The 26,800-nt window shown below is 73.1% G+C and carries 21 protein-coding genes; 13 read left to right on the forward strand and 8 right to left on the reverse strand.

Annotation, left to right across the window (positions count from 1 at the left end; translation table 11 throughout):
* Positions 1-73: 73 nt before the first annotated feature.
* Both OEB99_RS07590 and OEB99_RS07595 read left to right on the forward strand, forming a co-directional pair.
* Entirely contained in the window at positions 74-271 is a 198-nt protein-coding gene (locus tag OEB99_RS07590; RefSeq protein WP_263509404.1) for a hypothetical protein, read from the forward strand.
* Positions 268-1,137, forward strand: a complete 870-nt coding sequence (locus OEB99_RS07595) for a glycosyltransferase family 2 protein (RefSeq protein WP_263509405.1) — start codon at positions 268-270, stop codon at positions 1,135-1,137. Before OEB99_RS07590 ends, OEB99_RS07595 begins: the two co-directional genes overlap by 4 nt.
* Before the next feature lie 73 nt (positions 1,138-1,210).
* On the opposite strand, the gene manA is transcribed toward OEB99_RS07595, so the two are convergent.
* A complete protein-coding gene (manA, locus tag OEB99_RS07600) occupies positions 1,211-2,407 on the reverse strand; it encodes a mannose-6-phosphate isomerase, class I (protein ID WP_263509406.1) in 1,197 nt (398 codons plus the stop codon).
* An 86-nt stretch (positions 2,408-2,493) separates the two neighbouring features.
* Here manA and rfbA point away from each other — a divergent pair, with 86 nt between their 5' ends.
* Together rfbA and OEB99_RS07610 are read left to right on the forward strand one after the other, a co-directional pair.
* Complete coding sequence (rfbA, locus tag OEB99_RS07605; RefSeq protein ID WP_263509407.1) at positions 2,494-3,366, forward strand: glucose-1-phosphate thymidylyltransferase RfbA; 873 nt, start codon at positions 2,494-2,496, stop codon at positions 3,364-3,366.
* 73 nt (positions 3,367-3,439) lie between these two features.
* A complete protein-coding gene (locus OEB99_RS07610; RefSeq protein WP_263509408.1) occupies positions 3,440-4,684 on the forward strand; it encodes a hypothetical protein in 1,245 nt (414 codons plus the stop codon).
* A gap of 27 nt (positions 4,685-4,711) precedes the next feature.
* On the opposite strand, the gene rfbD is transcribed toward OEB99_RS07610, so the two are convergent.
* The gene (gene rfbD, locus OEB99_RS07615; RefSeq protein WP_263509409.1) at positions 4,712-5,563 is read right to left on the reverse strand and encodes a dTDP-4-dehydrorhamnose reductase; all 852 of its coding nucleotides are present in this window, start codon (positions 5,561-5,563) and stop codon (positions 4,712-4,714) included.
* 84 nt (positions 5,564-5,647) lie between these two features.
* On the opposite strand from rfbD, the gene OEB99_RS07620 reads away from it, so the two are divergent.
* From OEB99_RS07620 to OEB99_RS07635, 4 genes are read left to right on the forward strand one after another with little or no spacing between them, the layout of a single operon-like run.
* Positions 5,648-6,262 (forward strand): dTDP-4-dehydrorhamnose 3,5-epimerase family protein, encoded by a 615-nt coding sequence (locus tag OEB99_RS07620; RefSeq protein ID WP_263509410.1) that lies wholly within the window; start codon positions 5,648-5,650, stop codon positions 6,260-6,262.
* 5 nt (positions 6,263-6,267) lie between these two features.
* Entirely contained in the window at positions 6,268-7,497 is a 1,230-nt protein-coding gene (locus OEB99_RS07625) for a glycosyltransferase (RefSeq protein ID WP_263509411.1), read from the forward strand.
* A complete protein-coding gene (locus OEB99_RS07630) occupies positions 7,494-8,750 on the forward strand; it encodes a polysaccharide pyruvyl transferase family protein (RefSeq protein WP_263509412.1) in 1,257 nt (418 codons plus the stop codon). Before OEB99_RS07625 ends, OEB99_RS07630 begins: the two co-directional genes overlap by 4 nt.
* Positions 8,747-9,730: a flippase-like domain-containing protein gene (locus OEB99_RS07635; protein ID WP_263509413.1), complete on the forward strand. Its 984-nt coding sequence runs from the start codon at positions 8,747-8,749 to the stop codon at positions 9,728-9,730. The genes OEB99_RS07630 and OEB99_RS07635 overlap by 4 nt, the downstream gene beginning before the upstream one ends.
* Before the next feature lie 36 nt (positions 9,731-9,766).
* Here OEB99_RS07635 and OEB99_RS07640 read toward each other — a convergent pair whose 3' ends face one another.
* Together OEB99_RS07640 and OEB99_RS07645 are read right to left on the reverse strand one after the other, a co-directional pair.
* Positions 9,767-10,885, reverse strand: a complete 1,119-nt coding sequence (locus OEB99_RS07640; RefSeq protein ID WP_263509414.1) for a glycosyltransferase family 4 protein — start codon at positions 10,883-10,885, stop codon at positions 9,767-9,769.
* 48 nt (positions 10,886-10,933) lie between these two features.
* Positions 10,934-12,895: a DUF4214 domain-containing protein gene (locus OEB99_RS07645; protein WP_263509416.1), complete on the reverse strand. Its 1,962-nt coding sequence runs from the start codon at positions 12,893-12,895 to the stop codon at positions 10,934-10,936.
* Between the two features lie 212 nt (positions 12,896-13,107).
* Between OEB99_RS07645 and OEB99_RS07650 the strand changes: the two genes are divergently transcribed.
* Together OEB99_RS07650 and OEB99_RS07655 are read left to right on the forward strand one after the other, a co-directional pair.
* Positions 13,108-14,121, forward strand: coding sequence for a glycosyltransferase family 2 protein (locus OEB99_RS07650; protein WP_263509418.1), 1,014 nt, complete (start codon positions 13,108-13,110; stop codon positions 14,119-14,121).
* Complete coding sequence (locus OEB99_RS07655; RefSeq protein ID WP_263509419.1) at positions 14,118-15,212, forward strand: glycosyltransferase family 4 protein; 1,095 nt, start codon at positions 14,118-14,120, stop codon at positions 15,210-15,212. Before OEB99_RS07650 ends, OEB99_RS07655 begins: the two co-directional genes overlap by 4 nt.
* Here the strand turns inward: OEB99_RS07655 and OEB99_RS07660 are convergent.
* The 4 genes from OEB99_RS07660 to OEB99_RS07675 form a co-directional block, all read right to left on the reverse strand.
* Entirely contained in the window at positions 15,188-16,408 is a 1,221-nt protein-coding gene (locus OEB99_RS07660) for an acyltransferase family protein (RefSeq protein ID WP_263509420.1), read from the reverse strand. The genes OEB99_RS07655 and OEB99_RS07660 overlap by 25 nt on opposite strands.
* Positions 16,409-16,466: 58 nt before the next feature.
* Positions 16,467-18,296, reverse strand: a complete 1,830-nt coding sequence (locus OEB99_RS07665) for a hypothetical protein (protein ID WP_263509421.1) — start codon at positions 18,294-18,296, stop codon at positions 16,467-16,469.
* A gap of 150 nt (positions 18,297-18,446) precedes the next feature.
* The gene (locus tag OEB99_RS07670; protein ID WP_263509422.1) at positions 18,447-19,514 is read right to left on the reverse strand and encodes a glycosyltransferase family 2 protein; all 1,068 of its coding nucleotides are present in this window, start codon (positions 19,512-19,514) and stop codon (positions 18,447-18,449) included.
* A gap of 53 nt (positions 19,515-19,567) precedes the next feature.
* A complete protein-coding gene (locus OEB99_RS07675; protein ID WP_263509424.1) occupies positions 19,568-21,742 on the reverse strand; it encodes a hypothetical protein in 2,175 nt (724 codons plus the stop codon).
* A 71-nt stretch (positions 21,743-21,813) separates the two neighbouring features.
* On the opposite strand from OEB99_RS07675, the gene OEB99_RS07680 reads away from it, so the two are divergent.
* From OEB99_RS07680 to OEB99_RS07690, 3 genes are all read left to right on the forward strand, one after another.
* A complete protein-coding gene (locus OEB99_RS07680; protein ID WP_263509425.1) occupies positions 21,814-22,518 on the forward strand; it encodes a hypothetical protein in 705 nt (234 codons plus the stop codon).
* 1 nt (position 22,519) lies between these two features.
* Positions 22,520-24,793 (forward strand): glycosyltransferase, encoded by a 2,274-nt coding sequence (locus OEB99_RS07685; RefSeq protein ID WP_263509426.1) that lies wholly within the window; start codon positions 22,520-22,522, stop codon positions 24,791-24,793.
* Positions 24,790-26,800 (forward strand): glycosyltransferase (locus OEB99_RS07690; protein ID WP_263509427.1); only part of this gene is annotated, 2,011 nt, incomplete at its 3' end. The genes OEB99_RS07685 and OEB99_RS07690, both read left to right, overlap by 4 nt.

Here is a 26,800-nt window from a genome sequence, read left to right on the forward strand (position 1 = left end):
GTAGGGGGCGGGGCGCCCCGGCGACGGGGGCTCGGGGGCGGGGCCCCCCCCCCCCCTGCCCCCCGGCGCGCGCGTGCTGGCCGCGGGCGACGAGCTGAGCGACCTGCTGGCCCTCACGGTGTCGGCGCTGGCCGGCGACGGGTCGGTGGTGCTCGGCGGCCCGCAGTGGGCCGCGACCGTCCTCGCGGACCCCGCGCACCGGGCCCGCCTGCTCGAGAGCGAGCGGATCGACCTCGACCTGCTCCCCGGCGACCCGGGCGCTCCGGCATGACCGCCGCACCGAGCCGCCGGCCCGAGATCCGCGTGGTCTGCGTCACCTACCACCCCGGTGCCGAGCTGGCCGAGTTCGCGGAGAGCCTGCAGGAGGCGACCACCCGGCCGGTCGAGCTGGTGCTGGTGGAGAACGGGGACGACCCGACCGTGGTGAACGAGGTCGGCGAGCGTCACGGCGCCCGGGTCCTGCTCAGCGGCGCGAACCTGGGCTACGGCTCGGCCGCGAACCTCGGGGCGGCCGGTGCCACCGCGCCCTGGCTCGTCGTGGCCAACCCCGATCTGCGCTGGCACCCCGGCTCGCTCGACACGCTCCTCGCGGCGACCGCACGCCACCCGGAGGCCGGGGCGTTCGGCCCCCGGGTGCTCAGCTCGGACGGGACCGTGTACCCGTCGGCGCGCGCGCTGCCGTCGCTGACCACCGGGATCGGCCACGCGCTGCTCGTCCGGGTGTGGCCCGGCAACCCGTGGACCCGGGCCTACCAGGCGGACCTCGCCGATCGCGACGACGAGCACCGTGCGGGCTGGCTCTCCGGGTCGTGCCTGCTGCTGCGGCGTGCGGCGTTCGAGGCCGTCGGCGGCTTCGACGAGGCGTACTTCATGTTCTTCGAGGACGTCGACCTCGGTGACCGGCTCGCCCGCGCCGGGTGGGCGAGCGTGCACGTGCCCGGCGCCGTCGTGACGCACGAGCAGGGCACGTCCTGGCGGCACCGACCCGAGCCGATGATCCGCGCGCACCACGACTCGGCCGCCCGGTACCTGTCCGGGCGGTACGGCGAGTGGTACCAGTGGCCGGTGCGCACCGCTCTGCGGATCGGGCTGCGGATCAGGCTCGCCGCCGAGGTTCGCGCCGCCCGGCGCGGCTGACCGAGCGCGGCAGGCCGAGCGCGGCGGACGCTCCTGGCTCAGGGCACGCCCGAGGTGAGCGCGACGCCCGGGCTCAGGGCACGTCGGCCTGGATCACGGTGCCCACGCCGCTCACCGTGAGCGGCCCGTCGCCCGCCGGCACCACGACGCTCTCGCCGCGGCGCAGCGCCACCGCGCCGTCCCGCTCGGAGGTCACCGAGACCGTCCCGTCCAGGCACAGCAGGATGCGCGGCCCGCGGCCCGGCAGCGGGTGCGACCTGTCGTCGGTCAGCGTGGTGACCGACAGCTCGAAGTCGTCGACCGGCGCGTAGTAGACGCGCGTCTCGCCGTAGAAGGTCTCGGGGGCGATCCGGATCGGTGGCGCCGCCCGGTAGTCGACGTTCGCGAGCAGCTCCGGGATGTCGATGTGCTTCGGGGTCAGACCCGCACGGAGCACGTTGTCCGAGCTCGCCATGATCTCCACGCCGACGCCGTGCAGGTACGCGTGCACGCCGCCGGCGGGCACGAACATCGCCTCACCGGGCTGGAGGGTCACCGGGTTCAGCAGCAGCGAGGTCACGACCCCGGGGTCGCCGGGGTAGGCGTCCGCGAGCATGACGACCGTCCGGTCGGCCCGCGGGGACGGTGACCCCGTCTCGAGCCGAGCCCGGCATGCGTCCGCGACCTCCCCCACCTCCTCGACGCTGGGCCTGGTCGCCGGTTCCAGCAGGTTCCGGAAGGCGCGGCGGATCCCGGTCGCGGTGGGGTCGGCGTGCAGGATCTGCGCGAGCCGGCGGACCAGGGACGTGTCGAGGCCGGCGAGGAGCTCCGCGGCGCGGCGCGGCGCCCGGAAGCCGCACATGGCCTCGAACGTGGTGAGCGCGTACACGAGCTCGGGCTTGTGGTTCTGGTCCCGGTAGCTGCGCTCGGCGGCGTCCCGCGGGATGCCGCGCGCCTCCTCCTCGGCGAAGCCCACCCGGGCCCGCTCGAGGTTCGGGTGCACCTGCAGGCTGAGCGGCTTCTCGGCAGCGATCACCTTGAGCAGGTAGGGCAGCGACGTCCCGAACCGGGCCACCACGTCGGCGCCGAGCATCGCGTCCGGATCGGCCGCGAGCAAGGCGTCGAGCCGTACCGGGCCGTCGTCGGTCTGGACCTGCGACGGCGCACCGGGGTGGCCACCGAGCCACAGCTCGGCGACCGGGTCACCGGTGGGTGCGCTCCCGAGCAGCGCGGGGATGGCAGTGGTGGATCCCCAGGCGTACGGCTGGGTCGGGTTGACGAGTCGGTGCACGTGGTCCTCACGGTTGCGGCAGTCGTCAGATCCTAGCCAGACCGATCACGATGCCGTCGGGCGCAGGGATACGACAGACTGCCGTCATGCGAGGGATCATCCTGGCCGGCGGCTCCGGCACACGTCTGCACCCGATCACGCTCGGCGTCTCCAAGCAGCTGGTGCCGGTCTACGACAAACCGATGATCTACTACCCGCTGTCCACCCTGATCCTCGCCGGGATCCGCGACGTGCTCGTCATCACGACCCCGCACGACGCGCCCCAGTTCCAGCGGCTGCTCGGCGACGGCTCGCAGTTCGGCATCTCGATCAGCTACACGGTCCAGGAGGTGCCCAACGGGCTCGCGCAGGCGTTCGTGCTCGGCGCGGACTTCGTCGGGAACGACTCAGCCGCGCTGGTGCTCGGCGACAACATCTTCTACGGACCCGGCCTCGGCTCGAAGCTCTCGAGGTTCGAGGACATCGACGGCGGCGCGGTGTTCGCGTACCGGGTGGCCGACCCCACGGCCTACGGCGTCGTCGAGTTCGACGCGGACGGACGGGCCCTGTCGCTCGAGGAGAAGCCCGCCCGGCCGAAGAGCAGCTACGCCGTCCCCGGCCTGTACTTCTACGACAACGACGTGGTCGCGATCGCCCGCGACCTCGAGCCCTCGGCACGCGGGGAGTACGAGATCACCGACGTCAACCGCGCCTACCTGGCCCAGGGGCGCCTGCAGGTCGAGGTCCTGCCGCGCGGCACGGCCTGGCTGGACACCGGCACGTTCGACTCGCTGCTCGAGGCCTCCGACTACGTGCGGACGATCGAGCACCGGCAGGGCATGAAGATCGGCTCCCCCGAGGAGGTCGCGTGGCGACGCGGCTTCCTCAGCGACGACCAGCTGCGCGAACGCGGCGAGGCGCTGGTGAAGTCCGGCTACGGCTCCTACCTGCTCGGGCTGCTCGACTCCGGCGCGGCCTGAGGTGGTCGACGAGGGTCCGGACGATCCACCTGCCCGGCGCCGGCAGCCCTGGACGCCCACCGGATGGCACGCGGTGGGACTGGCCCTCGTCGTCACGGCCCTGGCCTGGACCCGGCTGACGCCCACCACGAGCGGCACGCTCTGGGCCGAGGACGGCCGCATCTTCCTGCAGGACGCGGTGCACGCCGCGCCCGGCACCACCTGGCTGCAGGGCTACGACGGCTACCTGCACCTCGTGCCCCGCGTCGTCGCGGACCTGGTGAGCCTGCTGCCGGCGGCGACCTGGGCGGTGGCGATGAGCGCCGCCTCGTGCCTGATCGTCGGGGTCGGCGCGGGGCTCGTGCTGGTGCTGACCGCGGACGTGACGAGCTCGGTCGCGGCGAGGTACGCGCTGGCGCTGCTGGCGGTCCTGGTACCGACGCTGCCGGTCGAGGTGCTGGGCAACGTCGCCAACGGGCACTGGTTCGGGCTCTGGGCCCTCCTCTGGCTCCTGCTCTACCGGCCACGGACGTGGGCGGGCGCCGTCGGCCTTGCCGCCCTCACCCTCGTGATCGCGCTCACCGACGTCCAGGTCGTGCTGCTGGCGCCGCTCGCGCTGTGGCGCTGGCGCGAACCGAAGAACCTCGCGATCAGGCTCGCGCTGCTCGCCGGCGTCGCGGCCCAGGCCGTGACCTTGGCCCTGACGCCGCGCCACCCCAGCGGGTCGTTCCCCGGCCTGCGCAACGTGGTCGAGGGGTACGTCGGCGACGTGGTGATGCCGTGGTTCGTCGGCACGTCGTCGGGCACCGGTGACGCGGCGTCGGCCACGCTCACCACGCTGGGTGCCACGGCGGCGGTTCTGGTCGTGCCCTTCGTGATCGCCTCCGTCCTGCTCTGGCGGGCGGGCGGGCGGCTCCGGCGCGTCCTCGCCGTCGCCCTGCCGGCCGGCTCGCTGCTCGTGTGGATCGTCGCGATCGCGATCAACGGCGTGCCGGCGGTGCTCGTCGAGCCCGACGGGACCGAGGTGGTGCTGCTGCGCTACACGGTGATGGCGTCCCTGCTCCTGGCCGCGCCGCTCGTGCTCGCCGCAGGGAGCCGTCTGCCGCGCGGCCGTGCCGCGCGCGTCGTCGCCGCGGCCGTCGCGGTGCCGCTCGTGGTCGCCGTGGTGCTCTCCTGGCGCCCGGTCGCGACGACCCGCGCGCCGGGCCCGCTCTGGGCACCCCAGGTGGCCGACGCGGCCGTGCGGTGCGACGAGCAGGCGACCCGGGAGCAGGTCCTCCTGCTCGCCCCGCCGGGCTGGACGATCACGGTGCCGTGCAGCCTCCTCGCCACGCCGTGACGCCCGGCCCGGGCTCGGCCCGTGCCCTCAGCCCTCGCCGAGCACCGAGGCCGCCGCGGCGCTCCAGCGCTCGGCCCAGTCCCCGATCGGGGCCACCCCGACGGCCGTGAGCCGGTCGTGCGCGAGGACCGACCAGGCAGGTCGAGGAGCGGGACGCTCGAAGGCCTCGGACGTCGTCGCACGCACGATGCCGGGGTCCATCCCTGCGGCGGCCACGATCGCGCGGGCGAACTCGTACCACGACGTCCGGCCGCCCGACGTCCCGTGATAGGTGCCGGCCGGGGCGCCGGCCGCCACCAGCCGGGCGATGAGGTCGGCGAGGTCCATCGTCCAGGTCGGCTGGCCGATCTGGTCGTCGACCACGTCGAGGCCGCCCCGCTCGCGTGCCACGCGGGCGATGGTCTTCGGGAAGCAGGCCCCGCGGGCCCCGTAGAGCCAGGCGGTCCGCACCAGCAGGTGGTCGGGGGCGTTCGCGGCGAGTGCCCACTCCCCCGCGAGCTTGGTACGTCCGTAGGCGGATGCCGGGGCCGCGGGCGCGTCCACCGGGTACGGCTCGTCCGCCGACCCGCCGAACACGTAGTCGGTCGAGATCTGCACGATCCGGGCGCCGTGCACGCGCGCGGCACGGGCCAGGTTGGCCACGCCGACCGCGTTGACCGCGAAGGCCTCGGGCTCGTGGTCCTCGGCGGCGTCCACCGCGGTCCAGGCGGCGCAGTTCACCACGACGTCGTGCCCCGAGACGTGCGCGAGGCACTGGTCGGGATCCGTGATGTCGATCTCCGGCCGGTCCACGCCGACGACGTCGTGGCCGGCCGCGCGCGCCACGTCGACGAGGTCCTGGCCGAGCATCCCGTTCGCACCCACCACGAGCCAGCGCATCCCAGGTCCTTCCTGATCGGGGGCGGCGTCTCGGCGAGCCTAGTGGGCTGGCTACCCTGGGGCCCTGCCGAGGAGAGGGATCCGATGACCTACCGCGAGCTCAGCGTCCCGGGCGCCTGGGAGATCACGCCGCGCCAGCACGGCGACCCGCGCGGGGTGTTCCTGGAGTGGTTCCAGGGTGCACCGTTCGCCGACGCCGTCGGCCACCGGTTCGACCTCGCCCAGGCCAACTGCTCGGTGTCCGCCGCCGGTGTGCTGCGCGGCATCCACTACGCCGACGTGCCGCCGTCCCAGGCCAAGTACGTCACCTGCGCTCGCGGCGCCGTCCTCGACGTGATCGTGGACATCCGGGTCGGGTCGCCGACGTTCGGACGGTGGGACACGGTCCTCCTGGACGACGTCGACCGGCGTGCGGTCTACCTGTCCGAGGGTCTCGGGCACGCCTTCATGTCCCTCGAGGACGACTCGACGGTGCTCTACCTCTGCTCGACGCCCTACACGCCCGGTCGCGAGCACGGCGTGCACCCGCTCGACCCGACCGTCGGCATCGTGTGGCCGACGACGGCACGGGACGGCTCGCCGCTGACCCCGCAGCTGTCCGACAAGGACGAAGCCGCGCCGAGCCTCCTCGAGGCACGGGATCAGGGGCTGCTGCCGACCTGGGAGGCAGCCCGCGCGTTCATCTCCGGGTTGGGCTGACCGCGGTGGGCACGACTGGACGGCACGCCCGGGTCATCGTCGTCGCATCGACGTTCCCGGCGAGCCCCGACGATCCCGTACCTGCGTTCGTGCGCGACCAGGTGGTCGCCATGCATGAGCTCGCGCCCGAGATCGAGTGGCACGTGCTCGCCCCGCACGACCACCGCTCGGGAACCCGAGGCCTGACCCGGCACGAGGAGTTCGTGGAGCATCGGTTCCACTACTTCTGGCCGCGCCGCGGCGAAGAGCTCGCCGGCCGCGGCATCATGCCCGCGCTCCAGCAGCGCCCGCTGCTCTACGCCGTGCTGCCGTTCCTGGTCGGCGCGGAGCTGGTCGCGCTGCTCCGCCTCGCGCGACGGCTCCGGCCGGTGACCATCTACGCGCACTGGTTCACGCCCCAGGGCCTGGTCGCAGCGTGGGTCGCACGCCTGGTCGGAGCCCGCTTCGTGTTCACCACGCACGCCTCCGACGTCGCGGTCTGGCACAAGGTGCCGATCGTGGGCGGACCGATCGTCCGGGCCCATGCCTCGCGGGCCGCAGCACTCACCGCGGTGAGCAGGCGATCGCTGGCCCGCCTCGAGGCGTTCTTCCCGGACGGTAGGTGGGCCCGCCTCGCCCCCCGCGCCCAGATCGTCCCGATGGGCGTGCACCTGCCTCCGCCGGGCCAGGCCCCGGCCGTCCGCGAGCGCACGATCGTCTTCGTGGGCCGGCTAGCCGAGAAGAAGGGCGTCCAGGTTCTCCTCCGGGCGCTCGCCGCCGCAGCCGACGACCTCGCGGGATGGCGGGTCGTGATCGGCGGCGACGGTCCGTGGCGGGAGCGCCTCGAGTCGATGGCGGCCGAGCTGGGCGTCGCGGCAGAGTTCCCCGGCTACGTCACCGGTGCGGCCAAGGACGAGCTGATCAGGAGCGCCGGCATCTTCGTCGTCCCGTCCATCATCGCCGCCGACGGTGACGCGGAGGGTCTGCCGGTCTCACTCATGGAGGGCCTCGCGGCCGGGCGGATCTGCGTCGCGACCCGGGAGAGCGGCGCCGACGACCTCATCACCGACGGCGGGGACGGCCTGCTGGTGGACCAGCAGGACCCGGCCGGGCTCGCAGCCGCGATCGTCGCAGCCAGTCGGATGACGCCGGCCGAGACCGCCGAGATGGCTCAGCGCGCCGCTGCACGGGTCGCCGAGCTGTCATGGCCGGTGATCGCCCGCCGATACCTCAACCTGATCATGGAGGACTCGTGACCGTGCGATCGGTCCTGCTCGTCAACTCGGACCTCGCGGTCAACCGCGGCGACCGGGCCATTGCCGAGGGCAACATCCAGCTCGTCCGCGAACGGTTCCCGCAGGCGCGTGTGACGATCTTGTCGCAGCACGCCGAACGTGACTCCGCCTGGTACGGCGCGGACGTGCTGGCCATGGACTTCCAGTCGCTCAGCCCCGTCGACCTGGTGCGCCTGCTGCGTGCCGCACGGGCGGCCGACATCATCCTGTGGGGTGGCGGTGAGCTGCTCAAGGACTACACGAACAGAGCCGCACTCTGGTACTGGGCCCTCAAGATGACGGCGGTCTCGTGGGCCAACCCTCGGCTGTTCGGAGCGTTCCAGGGCATCGGGCCGACCTCGTCCCGTCTGAGCCGGCGGATCATCGCCTACCTGGTGAACCGCTGCCAGGGGTTCGCGGTCCGCGACGCCGAGTCCCGCGCCAAGGCGGTCGCCTGGGGTGCCGACCCGAAGACCGTCGTCGCAGCCTCCGACCCGGCCGTCCTCCCCGAGCCCGGCGCGCCCGACCCGGAGCTCCGGGCGCGACTCGACGACGAGCTCGGGATCGACGACGCCTTCCTCGCCGACTTCGTCTGCCTCGGCCCGCGCGACTGGTTCCACTACCGGACCGGCGGCTTCCTGCCGTACAAGTACGCGCGTCGGCTGCCGTGGCGACGCTCGGCCCCGGAGACCGACCCACGGCACGAGCTCTACCTGGAGCGACTCGCGGAGCTCGTCTCCGAGCTCACCTCCGTGCACCGGACCAACGTGCTCTTCGCGCCGATGCACCTGTCCGAGAACGACACGGAGCTCTGCTATCGGCTGCGCGAGCGGTGCAGCGACCCCAGCCGCGTGCGCGTCCTGGACAAGGACGTGCTCTCGCCGGCCGAGTTCAGGGCGGTGCTCGGACAGTCGAGGGCGATGCTGGGATTCCGACTCCACTCGACGATCGTCGCGGTGAGCGCCGGGGTCCCCTCCATGACCCTGTACTACGTCGACAAGGGGCGGGTGTTCTTCGACCAGATCGGCCAGCAGCGCTGGGCCCGCCCGATCGAGGACGTCCTCGCGCCCGGCTTCGTCGCCGACACGGTGACCCTGTTCGGGCGCCTGCTCGCGGAGTCGGACCAGGTGCGGGGCGAGCTCGCGGCCGCGACCGAGACGCTTCGGGCCGAGGTGCGGGACGCCTTCGACGCGATGATGGACCGCGCGGGCGTCTCCGGCGGGTCGCAGCCGTGAGCACTCCGACACCACCGGAGGCCGTCGCGACGCCGCCGGTTCGCCGCTTCGGGTGGCGTCGCGCTCTGGAGTGGTCGTTCTACGCGGCGCTGATGATCTTCCTGTTCCTCTACCTGCGGTCGGTGGACTACAGCACGCTCCGCGGCCTCCAGCCGGTCTGGTGGGCACTCGTGGTCGCGTCGGTGCTGGCCCTCAGCTTCCGCTACTGGGGCGCCTTCATCTGGACCACCCTGCTCCGCTCGCTCGGCGCGCACGACGTGCGGCTCAACCCCGAGCTCGTCGACGTCTATGCGAAGTCGTGGCTCGGACGCTACATCCCCGGCACCGCGCCCTGGATCCTCGGGAAGATCTACTTCGCGTCCCAGCACGGTGTGCCCCGCAGCAAGCTGGCCGTGAGCTCTTTGCTCGAGGCGGCCCTGCAGATCATCGTGCAGCTGCTCTTCGCGCTCACCCTGCTGGCCTTCGACCCGCGACTCGACGTGCTCCCGGCCTCGTTGCGGGCCACCTTCGTGGTGGCGATCGTCGCGTGTGTGGCGGCCCTGGTCCCCGCGATCTTCAACCGCCTCCTCAGCACGGCGTTCCGCCTCCTTCGGCGCGGAGCGCTCGCCGACGAGCACCTGGTGACCTGGCCCACGCTGCTCAAGGGGTTCGGGCTCTACGCGATCGGAGCGGTGGTCGGCGGGTTGTCGCTGTACTTCATCGCGCGCACCGTGGACAGCTCGCTCGAGTGGGCACAGCTGCCGTTCGTGGTCGGCGTCAGCACGCTCGCGGGAGCCGTCAGCATGCTCGCCGTGTTCGTCCCCGGGGGCATCGGCGTGCGCGAGGGCATCCAGGTCGCACTCCTCTCGCTGATCATGCCGACCGAGGTCGCGGTGCTGGTCGCGGTGACCACACGACTCCACGCCGTGCTGATCGACCTGATCTTCTTCGGCCTCGCCCGGGCCACGCGGAGCGTCAGCCGTCGTCGGGCCGCCGCCTGAGGCACCGCGGCGGAGGCGACCGGTCAGGCGTCGAGATCAGGTGCCCAGCGCGGCACGGTACGCGGCCAGGTGCTCCTCGGCCGAGGCCCGCCAGGTGAACTTGCCGGCGCGGCGCACCGCGGCGTCCGAGAGCCGGCCCCGGAGCCCGTGGTCGGAGAGCAGGTCCCCGAGCGCGGCGGCGATCGACGGCTCGTCGGTCCCGCAGTAGGCCACCGCGTCGCCGCCGACCTCCGGCAGCGAGAGCTCGCGGGTGGTGAGGACTGCGGCACCGCAGGCCATCGCCTCGAGCACGGGCAGCCCGAAGCCTTCACCGAGGCTCGGGTACGCGAGCACGTCGGCGCCCGCGAGGAAGGCCGCGAGCTCGTCCAGAGGCAGGTAGCCGGGCCGCACGACCGTCAGGTGGGACGGCACCTCCGCGATCGCGGGCGCGACACGCTCGTCCCAGCCCGGACCGCCGGCGAGAACCAGTGCGGGGGGCTCGGGCATGTCCTCGACCGCACGGACCCACCCCCTGATCAGGGCCGGGACGTTCTTCCGTGGCTCGAGGGTGCCGAGGAACCCGACGTAGTGGTCACCGACCCCCAGCTTCGCCCGCACAGCGGCGACGTCCGCTGCCTCGACGGGGTGGAAGACCGCCGGATCCACGCCGTGGTAGGCGACGTGGAAGCGCGCTGGGGCCCCGCCGACATAGCTGCGCACCGCGTCCCGGGTTGCGGCGGACGGCACCACGAGAGCGTCGGCGCGACGTACGGCGAGCCGTGTCACCGTCCGGAAGAAGGTGGCCTTGATCCGGGAGTGCAGGTCGGGGTGCGAGAAGAAGGTCGCGTCGTGCAGTGTGACCACGGATCGCGCCGAGGTCGCGATCGGGGCGGTGTAGTGCGGGCTGTGCAGGACGTCCGCCCGCACGGATCTGACGATCCTCGGAAGGCCTACCTGCTCCCAGGCCAGGCGCGCGGGCCGGGAGGCGATCGCCCCGGGTGCGACGACGAGCTCGGCGTCCGGCACCAGCTCCGCGAACCCCGTGGCGTCCCGGTCACGACTCACGACGACGAGCTCCAGGCCGAGCGCTGCGAGCTCGGGCAGCAGGGCATCGACGTAGCGACCGACCCCGCCCCGGTCGGCGGGAATCGCTGTGGCGTCGAGCAGCACCCTCACGGGCGCCGATCCTACGGGGCGGCGGGCCGCGCCCGGGGACCGGCCCCCTCAGCCGAGGCGGTAGTACTCGTCGCTCGCGACGATCGAGCCGATGATCTCCTCGAGCCTCGCACCTCGCTGGATGGCGTTGACCCACGTCGCACGACCCTGCGAGTCGATGCGGCGCCCCAGCAGGTCGCGGTAGTACGCGTCGACGACGTCGGTCAGGTGCTCGGACGAGAGCAGGAACCCGCGCGCGACCGCGTACCGGCCCGACGAACGGATCGTCGGGAGCCAGCCCGCCACCTCGCTGGAGGCCGGGGAACGCCCGAGGACGTCCCGGTAGAGCCGACGGACCCATCCTGCGTCGGTGCCCCCCGCGCGCGCGTAGTACTCGTCGGACGCGATGAACCCGGCCTCGAGATCGGTGATCCGCCGCCCGTCGCGGAGCTCGCGCAGCCAGAATGCCAGGCCCGAGCTGTCGGCCGACCGCCCGAGGTACGTGCGGTAGGCGCCCTGGATGAGCCTTGTGCGGTACTCGTCGGAGCCCGTGATCGAGTTGGCGACCTCGACGCGGGGCACCCCGGAGAGGAGGGCCGTGGTCCAGGTCTGGAGACCCGCCGAGTCGACGCTGCGGTGGAACAGGTCCCGGTACACCCGGGAGATGTAGCTGCGCACCTGCTCGGACAGCGACACGACCCGCAGGCTGGCCGTGGTGCCCACCCGCTCGACCGTCACGCTCGTTCCGGTCAGCGGCTCGGTGAAGGTCGCGCCGGCCGCGAGCGCGGGGGCGCGGAAGGCGGAGGAGCTCGCGGGCGTCATGTCGAGGAGGTAGCTCGTCGGGAAGCCGTAGATCGGGTCGATCGTGCGGAACAGCACCTGCACACCGGCCCAGCTGGGCACCCGGGTGTCCGGAGAGACGGCCGGGCGGTAGTCGATGTACACCGTCCCGCCGCTCGTCCCGAGCGTCACGGCGCGCACCGACGTCACCTCGCCGAGGCGCGCGAGATCCACGCTGGCGCTCTGGCCGACGCCGACTCGGACCGCCGTCACGAGCCCCAGCGAGTCCGCGAGGGCGGTGTTGAGGTTGCCGGTCGGCACACCGGCCATGGCGATGCCCATCACGTCGGTGTAGTCGCCGTAGGCGATTCGGGTGCACGACGAGATCGGGAGGCTCAGCGGGACGCGGGTCCCACCCGACGCGCACTGCGCCCGGTTCGCGTGGCCGAGCCCGAGGTTGTGCCCGAACTCGTGGGCGAACACGTCCAGCAGCGGGGCGCCGTTGACCCAGATCACCCCACCGCCGATCGAGGCGTAGCCGGCCCAGCCGCCGCAGTCGGCCCGCTCCGGGAAGTAGACCAGGACGTGGTTCCGTGAGTCCGGGGCGGCCATCGCGTTGGCCGCGAGCGCCTCGCTGAGCAGGGTCGCCTCGTTGCACGAGCCCGGGTCCGCGACCTTCACCCACGGTCGCGTGGTGGCGCTGATCTGGATCTGCCCGGCGGACTGGGCGGACCAGTAGTCGGAGGTCGCTTCGCCGAGGGACTGCAGCGCCGCGGCGCTCGGCGACGACGGTGCCGCGTCCGACGTGTACACCGGAAGGATGGTCAGGGTGTGAACGCCCAGTGCGGTCGCGGGGCTGGCGGCGAGCATCGCCGCGGCGGTCGGCGCGGGGTCGACCGCGACCACCTCGGCACGGTCGTCGATGCTCGGGCTGGCCGCCTCCGTGAGGGCCTCGGCAGCGCTGTAGCCCGCCGGGGCGACCACGGTCACGACCGCGGCGTCACCGGTGCGCCCGGGAACGACGATCTCCTCGGGCACCTCGACGACGGTGCTCCCGACCCGAACCATCGTGACCACGTCGAGGCCGTCGCCGGTGCCCGTGTCCGTGGAGTCGACGGCGATCTGCAGGAGCGTGCCCTCGACCGAGATCTCGAGCGGCCCGGACGCGGACGCCACGCCGGACGATGTGAGAGCCAGCGCGAGCACGCCGGCGGCAACCGCCGAGACCCGCTTCGTCAGCCGTGTGGTCATGTCTCCCCTGTCAGCGGCGCGCCAGTCACCCGGCCGCCGAGCGACCTCTCGGACATCGACCGCTCCGACGCGGACTTGAGGGCCCGGGACCGGCCCGGCTACGACGTTCACCCTCGCGGCCGATCGTCCCCGACGGAGCGCGCCGGGACAACCTCCCGCGACGCTGGCGATAAGGTCGCTCAACACGAGCAGAAGGGATGGGTGCCGCACGCGTGGCTGACGTCTCCGTCGTCGTGGTGACCTGGCAGGCGCTCGCCCTCACGCAGCGTTGCCTCGCCGCGCTCGACGGGCAGTCGGTGCCAGGCGCGAGCGTCGAGGTCGTCGTCGTCGACAACGCCTCCTCGGACGGCACTGCCGAGGCCCTCGGACGGACTCCCGGCATCCGGCTGGTCCGGCTCGACCGCAACCTCGGGTTCGCCGGGGGTGCCGAGGCGGGCATCGCTGCCAGCTCGGGCGATGTCATCGCGCTGCTCAACAACGACGCCGTGCCCGCACCGGGGTGGCTCGCTGCGCTCGTCGAGCCCCTTCGGCGACCGGGAGCCCGGGTGGGCGCGACTACCGGGCGGGTCGTGCTGTCCGGTCGGTTCCGCCCGGCCGCACCGGACAACTCGCACGCACTCGTCGGACTGGACGGTCGGCGCTGGGAACGTTCGCCGGACGGCGAGGAGCTGCTCAACTCGACCGGCAACGAGGTCACCCGGTCCGGCAACGGCAGGGACCGCGACTGGCTGCGCCCGGCGACGTCCGATCCCTCGCCGCGCGAGGTCTTCGGCTTCAACGGTGGGTGCGCGGCGCTGAGCCGTGTGGCGCTGGACGACGTCGGTGGCTTCGAGACGACCCTCTTCCTCTACTACGAGGACACCGAGCTCTCCTGGCGGCTTCGGCGCCGAGGCTGGGGCATCGAGCACGTCCACGGCGCGACGACCTATCACGACCACGCCGCCTCGTCCGGCACGTCGTCCCGGCTGTTCCAGGACCAGAACGAGCGCAACCGGCTTCTGGTCGCCCTCATCCACGCGCCATCGTCGGTGGTGCTGCGAGCGGTGGTCCGCTCCGTGGGAAGGGCCGTCTCCGGCCCGGACCGCGGGAGGCGCCTTCGCGTGCTCCTCCAGGTCGTCCGCCGGGCCCCGTGGGCCCTGGGCCGCCGGCGCGCGACCGACCGGACCGCGACGGTCTCGCGCCGTACCGTCGCCGCCCGCCTCGTCGGGGACGGACAGACACCATGACACTGGATCTGACGATGACCGTCGAGCAGTGCTGGCAGCCGGTCCCGGGCGGCTCGGCCACCTACCTGCTGGAGCTCCTGCGTGCTCTCGACGCCACCGCGGTGAAGGCCGTCGGCCTCGCGGCAGCACACCGCCGTCCCGCGCCCGCGGGCCTGCAGCCGCCCGTCCCGGTGCGCCAGGTGCCGCTGCCGCGGCGTGTGCTCTACGAGCTCTGGAACCGCGTCCCCGGCCCTCTCGCCGAGTGGACGACGCCGGGCAGCGACGTGGTCCACGCCACGACCTGGGCGGTCCCCCGCACGCGTCGGCCCCTGGTCGTCACGGTCCACGACCTCGCGTTCGTGCACGAGCCGGCCCACTTCACGCCGCACGGCGTGCAGTACTTCGAGCGCGCCCTCGCCCGGACCATCGACGAGGCCACGGCGGTCGTGGTGCCGTCCCAGGCGACCGCGGACGACTGCGTCGCTGCGGGCGTCGAGACGTCGCGGCTGTCGGTGGTGCCGCACGGCGCGCCACGGTGGGCGGTGAGCGACGAGGAAGCGGCGGCGTTCGTCCGGGCCCGCGGGCTCCCGGAACGCTTCGTGCTCTGGGTCGGTACCCACGAGCCCCGCAAGAACCTCTCCGGCCTCCTCCAGGCCTTCTCCGCCCTCTCGGCCGAGGACCCGGACCTGCACCTCGTGCTCGTCGGTCCGCCCGGTTGGGGCCGGACCGCCTCGATCCCCACCGGTCCCTGGACGTCACGTGTGCACGAGCTCGGCTACCTCCCGCTCGACGAGCTGCCGCTCGCGTACGCGGCCGCATCGGCCTTCGTCTTCCCGTCCCACCGGGAAGGCTTCGGACTCCCGGTGCTCGAGGCGATGACCGTCGGCACGCCCGTCGTCACGTCGCGCGCCACCGCGATGGCCGAGATCGCAGGCGAGGCCGGCGTCCTGGTCGACCCGAGCGACCCGATGGACATCGCGGCCGGGATCGCCCGCGCGCTCAGCTCCGCCCAGCGGCTCGGCGCAGCGGCACGGCAGCGGGCGGCGGGCTTCACGTGGCGGGCCTCCGCCGAGGCCCACCTCGCCGTCTACCGGTCGGCCGCCGAAGGCTGATCCTCGGCCGCGGCCGGACTGCTCTCGTCCGCGGCCGCCGGAGCCGAGGGGTGCGCGGTCGCGATCTGCTGGTGGCTGTTCTTGAAGCGCCGCTCGACGAGCCAGTAGAACCCGGCGCACAGGGCGAGCGCGGCGGGCACCCCGACGACGGTGAGGAACGTGTACTGGGCCCAGGTCGGCAGGCCCCAGCCCAGCGTGACGAGGTTCAGGCCACCGAGCAGCGGGCTGTGGAGCAGGTAGACGCTGTAGGAGATCAGGCCGAGCAGGGCGACGGGGCGCCAGTTGAGGAACCGTAGGGTTCGGGTCTGCTCCCCCGCGACGGCGCGTCGCCCGAGCAGCACGAGGACTCCCGCGGCGAGGAGTCCGAACGCCGTCTCCGACGCCCAGGCGCGCCGGTGCCACCAGTCCCACCAGACGAGGAAGACGACCGCGAGCACGATGCCGCTCACCCACAGCACCGCTGGAAGCCAACGCAGGGACCACCGACGGTCGACGCTGGCTTGGGCGGCCAGCATGCCGAGCGCGAACAGCCCGATGAGCCACGGGTGGGCGTAGTCGTAGCGGTGGTTGCCGAGTGCGCTCGGGAGCGTCGTTGCGAGCACGGCGAGCGCCGCGACGAGCGCGGGATGGATACGGCGCCAGAGCGGGAGCAGCACCAGCGGCATCAGGAAGTAGATCTGCCACTCGACGGCGATCGACCAGAGCGGACCATTGATCTTGCCGATCCAGTCGTTCCGCAGGTCGTGCAGCAGGAAGAGGTGCGAGACGACGGCACCGTCGGTCACCGGGACCTTGGAGTCCCACTGTGTCCCCGACGGCTGCTGCATGACCGGGACAGCCGCGATCAGTGCAAGGCTCAGGCCGAGTGCCGCGTAGTACGGCGGCAGGATCCGCTTGGCGCGCCGGCCGATGTAGCCGCGGAAGCCCCGCGACAGGCGATACCCCTCCTGACGGACCACCGGAAGCATCAGGACGTACCCGGACAGCACGATGAACAGCGGCACACCGAGATAGCCCCACCCGAGCACACGGCCGATCACGGGCAGGTCGGCGTAGCCGTCGCCCTTGTTCCCGGTGAAGAGGAAGGCGTGGTACAGCACGACGGTGAGAGCGGCGAGGCCGCGCAGACCGTCGAGGTGCGGCAGCTCCAGGCGCCGTTTGGTGTCAGTCGTGGCGGGGCTTGTCACGGCGGTCACCGAGGCAGTCTCCCACACGGGCTCTCGACACCCGGGCACCGGGAGCGGTCCGCCGCCCTCATCGGTCGACCTCGATCAAGGTGAGGGAGCACGCCTGCGGTGGGGCGCCCGCGTAGTCGGCACACGGGATCACGGCCTCGTACGTACCCACGGTCGGCCCGATCTCGTCGAGCCCCGGACGCACCTCCGTCGTGTCTCCGATCGGGGTGTACTCGAGGTAGTAGTCGATGTCGTTGTCGACCAGGAGCTGCCGGAACTCGGGATCGGCAGGGTCGTAGTCCTGCCCCGCCCGACCGTAGACCTGGGCCTGGAGGTAGAAGCCCACGAGCACCGAGGTGCGGAAGTTGCTCCCGACCATCCGATCACCCGGCTCGACGACCTCGGCGAGCTCGTCCTCGGAGAGGATCTGCACAGCCGACCGGGCTGGCTCCCGGGACAGGATCGCAACCGCTCCGTCCGGGCCGCGCGCCGTGCTGAACGGCGCGGATCGCCCGAGACCGAACTGCCACAGGACGGTGGCGGGGACGACCGCCACGAGGAGCACCGCGAGCGCGCGACGCCAGCGCTGGCCGCGTCCGAGGGTGTGGACGAGGGTCGGGGCGAGCACCGCCACGAACAGCACCCAGGTCGGGAGCAGCGGCCAGTAGTAGCGTGCGCTGCCGCCGAGGTTCGCCGCGGTCGTGATGCCCGCGTAGCCCAGGAAGTACATCGACCAGAACAGGGCCGCCACCGTGGCGAACGGGTGCCGACGCGCGCGGACCAGACCGAAGAGCGCGAGGAGGAGGTACAGCGCGACCCCGACGAACGCGAAGGGGGCGATGCTCGCGACCTTGTCGAGGTAGTAGGGGAAGGCGTCGATCCGCTGGCTCACGTAGTACCGCAGACGTTCAGGCAGCGGCGTCGACGAGTGCACGAGCGATCCGGTCGCGTCGAACGTGCGGTCCTCCCCGAACGACACTGCCCGGTCGTTCGGCGGTGCGTAGAGCGTCAGAGGCTCGTCGCTCGTGCCGGCGGTCGAGCCCCCGGGCTCGAGCTTCGACTCGAAGTTGACGGTGAATGACGACCCGATCGTGACGTGACCGTACTTCACCGAGAGCGCCGTCACCCAGGGCGCCGTGACCACGACGAAGGTCAGCAGCGCCACACCGAGCACGGCCGCGATCCGCGTGACGCCGACGGCGTTCTCGTCACCGACGCTGCTGCGGCGCTCTGCGACGAGCATCCAGAGCGCCCACAGGCCGAGCACCGCGACGACGACCGGCACGGCGTAGAGCTTGATGACGTAGCCCAGAGCGGCCGCGAGCCCGAGCGCGACGCCACGCGTCCAGAGCACGCGGCGCCGGCTCCAGGGCGCGGCGTCGGTCACCCAGGCGAGCGTGGCGACGAACACGACGGACCAGTTGGCGACGAGGAGATCCGGCGTCGTGAGATAGAGCGAGGCGACGTTGAACGTGCCGAGCCCGACGAGCACGAGCGCCGTCGTCCACGGGTTGCCCCGGGAGTGCCGCCAGACGACCACCATGCCGACTGCGACGCCGACCGCGCCGGATGCGGCGTTCACCAGGAGGAACGACGCCGTCGCCGGGATGCCCACGGCGATCAGCGGGGCCATCGCCCAGCTCACGAACGGCGACCAGAACGCGTTCACCGCGGTCCCCCACGAGCCGTCGGCGTACTGGGTCGCGATCGACATGTAGTAGACACCGTCGATGTTGCTGATCAGGAATCGACCGTTCCAGACCGCCAGCGCCATGAGCGCGAGGAACACGACGTAGCCCGCACCGAGGGCGATCACCGCCGCACCCGGCCGGGACGGCCGTCGGCGGGCAGCGCGCGGCTCGGCGTCGGCGACGGTCGGGTCGTCCGGTCTGGTCAGGTGCGATGTCATCGGCGGCGCTGCTGCTCCTTCGGGGTGTCGTGACCCGTGCGCGCTCGGCGTCCCGGCGGGCCGCAGCCGTGCACGGTCCCAGGTCCGGCCAGGTCGAGCGAGGATGCTACCTCAGACTCCTCCCACCACCTCTGAGTGTGCGGCTCCGGATCAGCTCTGGGCCGTCCGGCCGCTCCCGTCCGCGTCCGTCCGCCGCTGCGCCTGTCGGGCGCGCCGCTCGGTGGCCAGGTCAGGGATCTCGCGCTCGTCCCACACCCGGACGCCGAGGTCTCCGGGGCGCCGGTACTGGATCTCCTTGATCCGCTCGAGCTGCTCCTCCAGGAGCACCCGGTTGGTCCGTTGCAGGTCGGAGAGCACGCCGAGAGCGAGCGACAGCAGAGCCGCCACGGACATGATCGAACCGAAGATCAGCGACTGCACCATGCCGCCGGTCTCACCCTGGCCGATCCACACCGCGAGGAACCTGACGAACGGGATGCCCGCGAGAAGAGCGAAGAAGGCGGTCATGGTCGTGAAGACGACTGTCGGCTTGAACATCAGGTAGGACCGGATGATCGCCGAGGCGGACTTCGCCATGTGGTGGAAGATGTTGCGGAAGAGCCGCGACTCGCGAGTCTTCGGGTTGGTCTCCACGGGCACCGACGCGATCCGCAGCCGCTTGTGCCCCGCCTGGATGATCGTCTCCATGCAGTAGCTGAACTCGGTCACCACGTTCAGCCGCAGCAGCGCATCGCGCGAGTAGGCCCGGAAGCCACTCGCCGCGTCCGGGAGCTCGGTGTCGGCGGCGGCGTTCACCACGGCGCTGCCGACCCGCTGCATGAGCTTCTTGAACGGCGAGAAGTGGACGATCGTGCTCGTCTGCCGGTCGGCGATGACGATGTCCGCGGTGCCCGCGATGACCGGCGCGACGAGGTCCGGGATCCGCTCCTGGGGGTACTGGTTGTCGCCGTCGGTGTTCACCACGATGTCCGCACCGTGCTCGAGCGCGTAGCTCACACCGTCCCGGAACGAGCGCGCGAGGCCCATGTTGCGGGTGTGGTGGACGAAGTGCGTGACGCCGTGGGCCCGCGCGACCTCCAGCGTCGCGTCGGTCGACCCGTCGTCGATCACCAGGATCTCCAGCTCGTCGACGCCGTCGATCCGTTCGGGGATCGAGGAGAGCACCAGAGGAAGCGTCTCTTCCTCGTTCAGGCAGGGGATCTGGATGAAGACCTTCATTGCCGTCCTGTCAGTCACGCAGACCGGTGCCTGCGCTGAGCGAGGAGCCTACCTCAGCGAACCACGTCGACCTCGGGCAGATCGACCCCGGGGCCCGGGAAACCGGGCACGCCGACCTGCTCGAGACCCAGCTCGACCCGAGCCGCGCCGCGGGGTGTCCCGTCGGGCGGGTCGAGCACGACATCCAGGTCGAGGGTGTACCCAGGGTGCACCGACCGGGGCAGCTCGACGTACTGCGGCAGGACCTGGTCCCCGGTCACCCACCAGGCGACCACCCGGACCGTCCCCTCGGAGCCGGCCAGCGAGTCGAGCGGCGACCATGTGTCCTCGCCGAGGTTCGTCAGCTCGACCCGCACGGTGCAGCGCCGCCACGTCCGGCCGCAGGTCGAACCGGGCGCGGGCGCGTCGACCACGGTCAGGTCGTAGGCGTAGCTGCGCAGCACGACGTCGTCGACCGGACGCTCCGCCATGCCGTCGGCGATCAGGTCGTCCTGGCGCTGACCCGGCAGGACCCAGACCGCGTTGTCGGGGAACAGCAGGCTCCCCATCCGGACGGCGCCGAGGCGCTCTCCCTCGGGCCACTCCCACCGAGCGACCACGACATCGGTCGGCGGCGGCTCCTCGGCGCTGTCGAACCGGACGACCGTCCGCGGGCTCAACCAGAAGGTGACGCGGTTGTCCTCAGCCGGCAGGGTCCCGGCCATGTCGTAGCCGATCTCGGTCGCGTCGGGGGCGACCTCGTCGACCAGGTCGGCCACGCCGCTGCTGGTGAGCCAGACCCGGCTCAGGTGGTCCACCACGACGGTGTCGACCACCACCGAGGAGATCGCGAACCAGATCCCTAGCCCGCCGACCGCGAGCACCGAACCGAGCCGGCCGGTGCGGCCGATCAGCAGCAGGGCTGCACTCAGCAGCAGCACGGCGACCACCGTGGCCAGCCGCGGGACCACGCCGAGCAGCACCTGCCACACGAGCACGCCGCCGATGTTGATCGCGGCCACCGGCGCGCCCGTGTCCACGTGCGACAGGTTCACCACCACGAAGGCCGCGCTGACCACCGCGGCCCCGACCAGGACGCCGGCCACCACACGCAGCCGCACCCGGGTCACCAGCGCAGCCAGGCCGATGACGGCGAGCGGCACCACGAACGGGTCGAGGTACCGGCCGTAGAACCAGTAGTCCTGGCGCCCGACCGCCGCCGGGTCGGTCAGCACGCGGCCGAGGAAGAGCGCCACGACCCCGAGCTGACCGGCGAGCGCGAGCGCCCCCCACGCGGCCGCCGCGGCACGGCGCCGGCGGACCTCACGCACTGCCGCCGCGACGACCACCCATCCGCCGAGGAAGGTCAGCCCGAACCACGCGGCGACCTGGTACCACAGCTGCCCGACCGTCGTCCGCAGCAGGCCGACCGGCGTCACCGAGGTGACCGTCTCGATGGCTGCGCCCTCGCGTGACCCGGTGTAGAGCTGCTGGACGATCCCGCGGTAGACGAGGAACGCACCCACGGAGAGCGCCACCGTCGCCACGAGCGCGGTCCGGGCGCCAGGGAGTCGGCGCCACGCCGCGACGGCCAGCGCGAGCGCGGTCGCGATCGGGATCGCGATGGCCCTGCCGTGGGTGAAGAACGCGTACGCGGCGGCCGAGGCCAGCACGAGCCCGCGAGCCATGCCCGGCCGCTCCCAGTACCGCACCGCTGCGACGGCCGTCAGGGCGACGATCAGCACGAGGAAGTTCTCGATGATCACGTAGTTCGACATCACCGACCGCGCCGGCGACGCCGTGATCACCGCGGCCAGGGCCACCGCGGTCGGGGCGTCCACCCGCAAGCGCCGCGCGAGCGCGGCGAGCGGGGCGATCGAGGCCACGCCGACCAGGACGGACAGACCCACCGCGAGCCGGTACACGGTCTGCGGGTCGTCGGTGATCCACCACAACGGGGCGAGGAGCACCGACCACCCGGGGTAGTAGGCGAGCTTGGACAGGGTCCACGGCTCGCCCACCGCGGCGATCACCCGAGCGTCGGCGAGCGGTCCGATCTCGTCCTCGCCCCAGACCGGGGTGGTCGACCCGAGCGCCGCGTGCACGTGCACCAGCAGCGCGACGGCGACCGCCGCCGCGGCGACCAGCCAGCGGAGCAGGGTGCGGTTGCGCGCTCTGCGGACGGCCTCGGCGCCCTCCGCCCCGCTCTGCCTCGCGTCGGCCTGCACCGCGGGCGCGTCGGGGTCCATGGCAGACCAGTATGGCGGGCGTCCACGGCCATCTCGTCCGCGCCGCAGGAACGCTCCGCCCGCTGGCTAGGATGACCACGGTCGTCCACGGCGAGAGGTCACGTGTGATCAGAAGGCTCACCGCAGGGGTGCGGTCGTTCTTCAACGTCCGGTTCGAGGCGCTCACCGCCGAGGTCCGCGCGCTGCGGACCGACCAGCACCGACCCGCGCCCGGCAACGACGACACGGCGGCGGTCACGGCCCTGCTCGTGCGGTCGATCGACCGGCTCGACCGGGATGTGCGCGCGGCCGTCGTGCGGGACGGGCACGCCCCGCACGCTGTGGTGCTCGCCGGTGACGTCGCCCTCGCCCACCTGCTCGGCGCCGTGGGCCAGGTCCCCACCAGCGTGCTCCAGGTCGGGCTGCCGGAGGACGCCGTCGCAGCGCTCGTCGCACTCGGGCACGACGTCCGGCGGCTCGACGACGACGGTGCACCCTGCGCCGTGCTGCTCGTGCACCACGCGAGCAGCCCCGGCCTGCCCGCGCCCGCGCTCCTCGACTCGCTGGCCGGGCGCGCCGCCGCCGGCGCCCGGCTCGCCCTCACGACGACGCTCGTGGCCGGTGTCGACCTCGGGCGGCTCACCGAGATGCTGACCGGGTGGAGCGTGGACGACGCCTTCGCCGTCGGCGCGGACGACACCGCCGGACCGACGTCCGCGGCCTGGGCCCGCCGCGCCACTCCCGACGAGGCCGCCCCCGGCGACCTGGGCCTGGTCGCCGCCCGGCTCCCCGGCTGACATGCGAGTCCTCGCCGACGCCTTCGCCCTCCAGCACCCTGCCACCGCACCGCGTGGCATCGGGCGGTGGGTCCACGAGCTCGCCGCGGCGGTCGAGGACCACGAGCCCGGCGCGATCGACGCCTGGCTGCTGCGCCCCGGACTCCCGGTGCCGGCGCACACGCCCGCACTGGTCCGCGCCGCGCTGCTGCGACGTTCCGACGACCCCGACCTGCGTCCCCCGGACGTGTGGCTCCAGCCGTCGCCGCTGGAACCGCTCACCGGTGAGCTCGACGACCTGTGGCCGACGTGGGCCCGCGGCCCCCGCACCCGGCTCGTGACCGTGCTGTACGACCTCATCCCCCTGGCCGCACCCGAGCGGTACCTCGCTGCTCGGGCCGCGCGCGCGGCGTACCTGGCCCGCCTCGAGCTCGTCCGGTCCGCCGACCGCGTGCTGACCATCTCGCGTGCGACGGCCGACGACGCGATCCGGTTGCTGGGTCTGCCCGCGAACCGCCTCGAGGTCGTCGGGACCGGCGTGTCCGAGCACTTCACGCCGGGACCCGACGAGCCCTCGGCGGTCACGGCCGTGCCGGGTCTGCGTCCCGGGTACCTCCTGTGCCCCGGCGGCGCCGATCCCCGCAAGAACGTCGACCTGGTCCTGCGCGCCTACGCCGAGCTCGACCGGGCGGAACGCCGCGCCCACCCGCTGGTGCTGCTGCACGGTGCCGACCCCGCGGTGATCGACGCCCGGGTCGCGGAGCTCGGGCTCGGCGACCACGTGCACCCCATGGGGCACGTGAGCGAGGTGGACCTGCTCACGCTCTACCGGAACGCGGCGCTCGTGGTCTTCCCGTCGCTGCACGAAGGTTTCGGCCTGCCGGTCGCCGAGGCAAGGGCGTGCGGTACGCCGTCGGTGGTCGCGGACGTGCCTGCGCTGGCGGAGCTCGTGACGGACGACGCAGGCCGTTTCGACCCCACGTCGGTGAGCGGGCTCGTCGACGTGCTCCGGCGCGCCCTCGGCGATCCCGAGCTCCGCGCACGGCTGCTGCGCACCACGGGGACCGGCCGGCCCTGGGCCCAGGTGGCCGAGTCGTGCGTGACGGCGATCCGGGACCTGCCGGCCGTCGTGCCCGGTCGGCCACGGGTCGCGCTGATCAGCCCCATGCCGCCGGTGCCGAGTGGCGTCGCCGACTACTCGAGGGCGATGCTCGACCGCCTCCGGGAACGCGCCGACGTCGACGTCTTCACCGAGCCCGGCGCCGAGCACCCACCGCTCGACGGCGTCGCCTGGTACACCTATCGGGACCTTCGATCGGTGGAGCGAGCCCACGGCGACCATGACGCGCGGATCATCGCCATGGGCAACAGCGAGCATCACCTCGAGACCCTCGCGGCTCTCCGCGCCCACGGGGGCACCGTCATCTCGCACGACGTGCGCTACTCGGACCTGCTCGGCGTGGCCCTGCGCGAGCGACCGGACCTGGTCGACCCCGGCACGCGGGCACGACTCGCCCCGCTGCACGCCGGCAAGGTCCCGGACGAGCACCGCGGCTCCGGCCTGGACGCCGCGGAGTACTGGACGGTCAACGGCCTGATGGCCGGACCCGTGGTCGAGCCCTCGGACCGGACCGTCGTTCACTCGCGCGTCGCCGCGGCGCTCGCCCGGGCCGACCTCGACCCTCCGCAGCGAGCGAAGGTGAGCGTCGTGCCGTTCGGCCACACGCTGCGGACGCCCGGGTCCCAGCGGGACACGGTCGCCTCGTTCGGCATCGTGCACTGGCAGAAGGAGTCGGTGACGGTGGTCCGGGCGTTCGCCGCGCTCGCCCACGAGCACCCGCAGCTCCGGTTCGCGCTGGTGGGACGCTCCGGCGACCCGCGCACCGGCGCGGAGGTCGCCGAGGTGATCGAGTCGGCCGGGCTCGGCGATCGCCTGGTCCTCACCGGCCGGGTCACGGCGGCCGAGTACGACGCGTGGCTCGCTCGCAGCCTGCTGGCCGTGCAACTGCGGAGCCACTCGAACGGTGAGACGTCGGCAGCAGTCGCCGACTGCTTGGGCGCCGGCGTGCCGGTCGTGGTCTCCCGGACCGGTGCTCTCGCCGAGCTCGCCGACTGCACCACCCAGGTGGAACCCGGGATCGCGCCCCGGAGGCTCGCTCGGGTGATCGACGACCTCATCTCGGACGCGGCGCAGCGGGAGTCGCTCGCGGACCGAGGGCGGGCGCACGCCGTGGGGGCGAGCTTCCGCGTCGCGGCGGACGCCGTGCTCGACCTCGCCCTCGGCGGGTCGGCGTGAGGCGCGTCGTCGTCACCTCGTCGCACGCCACCGTCGCGCACGCACGGGCGTCCGTGGAGCACGCACGCCGTGCGCTCCCCGGCGCGGAGGTCTGGGTGCTCGACGTCGACGGGACCTACCGCACGGTGCGGGACGAGCGCGTGCTCGACCCGGGCGACGCCGGGCTCGGCGACGCCACACTGCACCGACGCGTGGCGGCGCACGCGGCGACCGACCGCGCCCGATCGGTGCTCCCGGAGGCGGCCCGGACCGCGGCGCGCGATCTCGCCCCCGGCGAGCGTGCGCTCGGGCTCGCGCCAGGGGTGCTCCTGCTCGCGCCGACACCGACGTCCTGGGACTCCGCCACAGGCTCCCTTCCCGTGGGCACCAGCCTCCCGTTCCTGGTCGTCGTCGGCGCGGGCGAAGGCGTGCCGGCCGAGTCACCACTACCCACCGACTCCGTGCTGTCACCCACGTCGGAGATCGGAGAGGTGAGCGTCGCTCCCGACGGCCCGGTCGTCGGCGCCGCACCGGTTCGAGTGCTCGACCTCTCCTGGGTCGACCCAGCGCGACCGTGGCTGTGGGACGCCTGGCTCGCGGAGCCCGGGACCGCGCGGCTGTCCGAGCAGCCGAACCTCGCCGCCCTGGTCGACCAGCACGCCGCGCGGCTCGCGCAGGACGGCGCCACGCTGCCCGACCCGTTCGCCGCAAGCTCACTCGGGCTGCCCGTCGACGCCGCCACACGCATCGCGATCGCGGCTGCGGGAGACCGCGCCCCGGACCCGTTCGACCCGGAACACGCCGAGGAGCTCCTCGCGTGGCTCACGTCGGGGCATCGCTGGCTGCACGCGCTCCGGGAGGTTCGACCCGACCTGCGTGACGCCTTCGAGCCGGGCGCGGACGACGGAGCCCTGGTGGAGTGGGCCCGACGGTACGCAGCCGCTGAGGGCTACCCGACGGTCCTCCTGCCGCAGACCCTGCCACCGGCGGGGCCGGGGCCTCGCGCGCGCGCTGCGGACCTGCTCCACCGGGCCCGGTCGACGCTCGCAACGCGCCCGGACCCCGGGCTGACGGTTGTCGGGTTCCTGTCCGACGACCTCGGGATCGGTGAGTCGGCCCGCCAGATGGTCGCGGCCACCCGGGCGGCGGCCGTGCCGTGCTCGACGCTGAGCGTGCCCCTGCCGGGACGCGGAGGGACAACCCGGGCCGAGGGCAGAGTCCACGACGCGGTCCTGGTCTGTGCCAACGCCGACCTGACCCCCCAGGTCCTGGCGAACCATCGCCGCGAGCTCGAGCGGTCCTACCGGATCGGCATGTGGTACTGGGAGGTCGAGGAGCTGCCGGCCGAGCTGTGCGACGCTGCGACCGGGCTCGACGAGATCTGGGTGGCGACGGACTTCGTGCGCGGCGCTGTCGCGCCGCACTCACCGGTCCCGGTCCGGACGATCACGCCGCCGTTGCCTCAACGGGGCCCCGCCCAGAGCCTCGACCGCGCCGAGCTGGGCCTCCCGGACCGCCCCGTGCTCCTCTTCAGCTTCGACTACCTCTCCACCGCCGAGCGCAAGAACCCCTGGGGCCTGGTCGAGGCCTTCTCCCGGGCGTTCGCTCCCGATGAGGGTCCAGTCCTCGTGGTGAAGTCCGTGAACGCCGACCGGCGGCCTGCCGACGCCGAGCGTCTGCGCGTCCTGGCGGCCCGCCGGTCCGACGTCATGATGCTCGAGCATCGGTTGTCGCCGAAGGCACGGGACGCGCTCGTCGCCCACTGCGACGCCTACGTCTCGCTGCACCGCTCGGAGGGTCTCGGGCTGACGATGGCCGAGGCGATGGCCTACGGCAAGCCCGTCGTCGCGACCGGGTACAGCGGCAACCTGCAGTTCATGACGGACGAGAACAGCTTCCTCGTGCCGTGGACGGCGGGCCGCGTCCCCGCGGACGCGGCCCCGTACCCGCCGGGCACACGGTGGGCGGAGCCCGACCTCGACGAGGCCGCGCGCCTCATGCGGCGCGTGCTCGAGCATCCCGACGAGG

It is taken from the genome of Actinotalea endophytica (assembly GCF_025717005.1).
Lineage (GTDB): Bacteria > Actinomycetota > Actinomycetes > Actinomycetales > Cellulomonadaceae > Actinotalea.

Excerpts from the sequence above, each read along its gene's own strand:
- OEB99_RS07620 (WP_263509410.1), top strand. The coding sequence starts at position 5,648 with ATGACCTACCGCGAGCTCAGCGTCCCGGGCGCCTGGGAGATCACGCCG.
- OEB99_RS07665 (WP_263509421.1), bottom strand. The coding sequence starts at position 18,296 with ATGACATCGCACCTGACCAGACCGGACGACCCGACCGTCGCCGACGCC.
- OEB99_RS07595 (WP_263509405.1), top strand. The coding sequence starts at position 268 with ATGACCGCCGCACCGAGCCGCCGGCCCGAGATCCGCGTGGTCTGCGTC.
- OEB99_RS07675 (WP_263509424.1), bottom strand. The coding sequence starts at position 21,742 with ATGGACCCCGACGCGCCCGCGGTGCAGGCCGACGCGAGGCAGAGCGGG.
- OEB99_RS07645 (WP_263509416.1), bottom strand. The coding sequence starts at position 12,895 with ATGACCACACGGCTGACGAAGCGGGTCTCGGCGGTTGCCGCCGGCGTG.
- OEB99_RS07685 (WP_263509426.1), top strand. The coding sequence starts at position 22,520 with ATGCGAGTCCTCGCCGACGCCTTCGCCCTCCAGCACCCTGCCACCGCA.
- rfbD (WP_263509409.1), bottom strand. The coding sequence starts at position 5,563 with ATGCGCTGGCTCGTGGTGGGTGCGAACGGGATGCTCGGCCAGGACCTC.
- OEB99_RS07655 (WP_263509419.1), top strand. The coding sequence starts at position 14,118 with ATGACACTGGATCTGACGATGACCGTCGAGCAGTGCTGGCAGCCGGTC.
- OEB99_RS07680 (WP_263509425.1), top strand. The coding sequence starts at position 21,814 with ATGACCACGGTCGTCCACGGCGAGAGGTCACGTGTGATCAGAAGGCTC.
- rfbA (WP_263509407.1), top strand. The coding sequence starts at position 2,494 with ATGCGAGGGATCATCCTGGCCGGCGGCTCCGGCACACGTCTGCACCCG.
- OEB99_RS07670 (WP_263509422.1), bottom strand. The coding sequence starts at position 19,514 with ATGAAGGTCTTCATCCAGATCCCCTGCCTGAACGAGGAAGAGACGCTT.